2 rRNA genes (1 of these 2 cut by a window edge) are annotated in these 2,500 nt (G+C 54.1%); both read left to right on the top strand.

Features of this window, described 5'->3' with window-relative positions:
* A 23S ribosomal RNA gene (locus AC13QY_RS31985) occupies positions 1-1,982 on the top strand; it begins 817 nt to the left of the window's first position.
* A 277-nt stretch (positions 1,983-2,259) separates the two neighbouring features.
* Positions 2,260-2,374 (top strand): 5S ribosomal RNA (gene rrf / locus AC13QY_RS31980).
* Positions 2,375-2,500 lie beyond the last annotated feature (126 nt).

Here is a 2,500-nt window from a genome sequence, read left to right as displayed (position 1 = left end):
TGAAAGGCCAATCAAACTCGGAAATAGCTGGTTCTCCGCGAAATCTATTTAGGTAGAGCGTCTGGCGAATACTCCCGGGGGTAGAGCACTGGATGGGCTATGGGGACTCACCGTCTTACTGATCCTAACCAAACTCCGAATACCGGGAAGTACTACCAGGCAGACACACGGCGGGTGCTAACGTCCGTCGTGAAAAGGGCAACAACCCTAACCTCCAGCTAAGGTCCCCAAGTCATGGCTAAGTGGGAAAGGATGTGAGGATCCCAAAACAACCAGGATGTTGGCTTAGAAGCAGCCATCATTTAAAGAAAGCGTAACAGCTCACTGGTCTAGTCAAGGGTCTTTGCGCCGAAAATGTAACGGGGCTGAAGCCATGCACCGAAGCTGAGGATTCCTCTTTGAGGAGTGGTAGCGGAGCGTTCCGTAAGCTGATGAAGGGATACCCGTGAGGGGTCCTGGAGGTATCGGAAGTGCGAATGTTGACATGAGTAACGATAAAGAGGGTGAGAGACCCTCTCGCCGAAAGACCAAGGGTTCCTGCTTAAAGTTAATCTGAGCAGGGTTAGCCGGCCCCTAAGACGAGGCGGACACGCGTAGTCGATGGGAACCACGTTAATATTCGTGGGCCTGGTGGAAGTGACGGATTGCTTAACTTGTTCACACTTATTGGATTGTGTGGGCGGGGACGCGGTTCCAGGAAATAGCTCCACCGTACAGACCGTACCCGAAACCGACACAGGTGGTCAGGTAGAGTATACCAAGGCGCTTGAGAGAACTATGTTGAAGGAACTCGGCAAATTGCACGCGTAACTTCGGAAGAAGCGTGACCCTTATATGCGCAAGCATGTGAGGGTGGCACAGACCAGGGGGTAGCGACTGTTTACCAAAAACACAGGGCTCTGCGAAGTCGCAAGACGACGTATAGGGTCTGACGCCTGCCCGGTGCTGGAAGGTTAAGAGGAGGGGTGCAAGCTCTGAATCGAAGCCCCAGTAAACGGCGGCCGTAACTATAACGGTCCTAAGGTAGCGAAATTCCTTGTCGGGTAAGTTCCGACCTGCACGAATGGCGTAACGACTTCCCCGCTGTCTCCAACATAGACTCAGTGAAATTGAATTCCCCGTGAAGATGCGGGGTTCCTGCGGTCAGACGGAAAGACCCCGTGCACCTTTACTATAGCTTTACACTGGCATTCGTGTCGGCATGTGTAGGATAGGTGGTAGGCTTTGAAGCAGGGACGCCAGTTCTTGTGGAGCCATCCTTGAAATACCACCCTTATCGTCATGGATGTCTAACCGCGGTCCGTTATCCGGATCCGGGACAGTGTATGGTGGGTAGTTTGACTGGGGCGGTCGCCTCCGAAAGAGTAACGGAGGCGCGCGATGGTGGGCTCAGACCGGTCGGAAATCGGTCGTCGAGTGCAATGGCATAAGCCCGCCTGACTGCGAGACTGACAAGTCGAGCAGAGACGAAAGTCGGTCATAGTGATCCGGTGGTCCCGTGTGGAAGGGCCATCGCTCAACGGATAAAAGGTACGCCGGGGATAACAGGCTGATGACCCCCAAGAGTCCATATCGACGGGGTTGTTTGGCACCTCGATGTCGGCTCATCGCATCCTGGGGCTGGAGCAGGTCCCAAGGGTTTGGCTGTTCGCCAATTAAAGCGGTACGTGAGCTGGGTTCAGAACGTCGTGAGACAGTTCGGTCCCTATCTGCCGTGGGTGTAGGAATATTGACAGGATCTGTCCCTAGTACGAGAGGACCGGGATGGACATATCTCTGGTGGACCTGTTGTCCTGCCAAGGGCATAGCAGGGTAGCTATATATGGAATGGATAACCGCTGAAGGCATCTAAGCGGGAAACCAACCTGGAAACGAGTGTTCCCTATCAGAGCCGTGGAAGACGACCACGTTGATAGGCCGGGTGTGGAAGTGCGGCAACGCATGAAGCTTACCGGTACTAATAGCTCGATTGGCTTGATCGTTCCCATTGCCAGTGCTCATCTCCCGCTGAATGCGAAAGCATTCATGCGGTATGAGCCTCTAAAAAACGTGTTCAAACACGCCAGCTTCTCAAAACGTCCATGCAAAAGCATGAACAGCAAGCTTCGGCCATCTGTCGCCTCGAACTCGAGGTGACCGTATGGCCGGCTGATGTCCCCTTCGAGCGGTAAGCGAGAAGGACAAGGCATATCAGCCACAAAGAAGCGACTTGAGCTGTCCATGCGGAACGCATGGACAGCTCAAGTTGCGCTTTGCCGACCTGGTGGTTATGGCGGGGTGGCTGCACCCGTTCCCTTTCCGAACACGGCCGTGAAACGCCCCTGCGCCCATGGTACTTCGTCTTAAGACGCGGGAGAGTAGGTCGCTGCCAGGTCTGCTAATCGCAACTCCAGGCTAAATTGCTCAGCAATTTATGCCTCACAAAATCTTCTCGTCACACTCCGAAATACGGCCAGGCCGTGTTACAATAGGCCGCTAACGCGGCCTTTGTCGCTTCTGA

The sequence above is a fragment of the Martinezella sp. CNPSo 3795 genome (assembly GCF_057784475.1).
The sequence above is the reverse complement of the archived record's forward strand: the minus strand, read 5'-3'. Positions and strand labels throughout refer to the sequence as shown.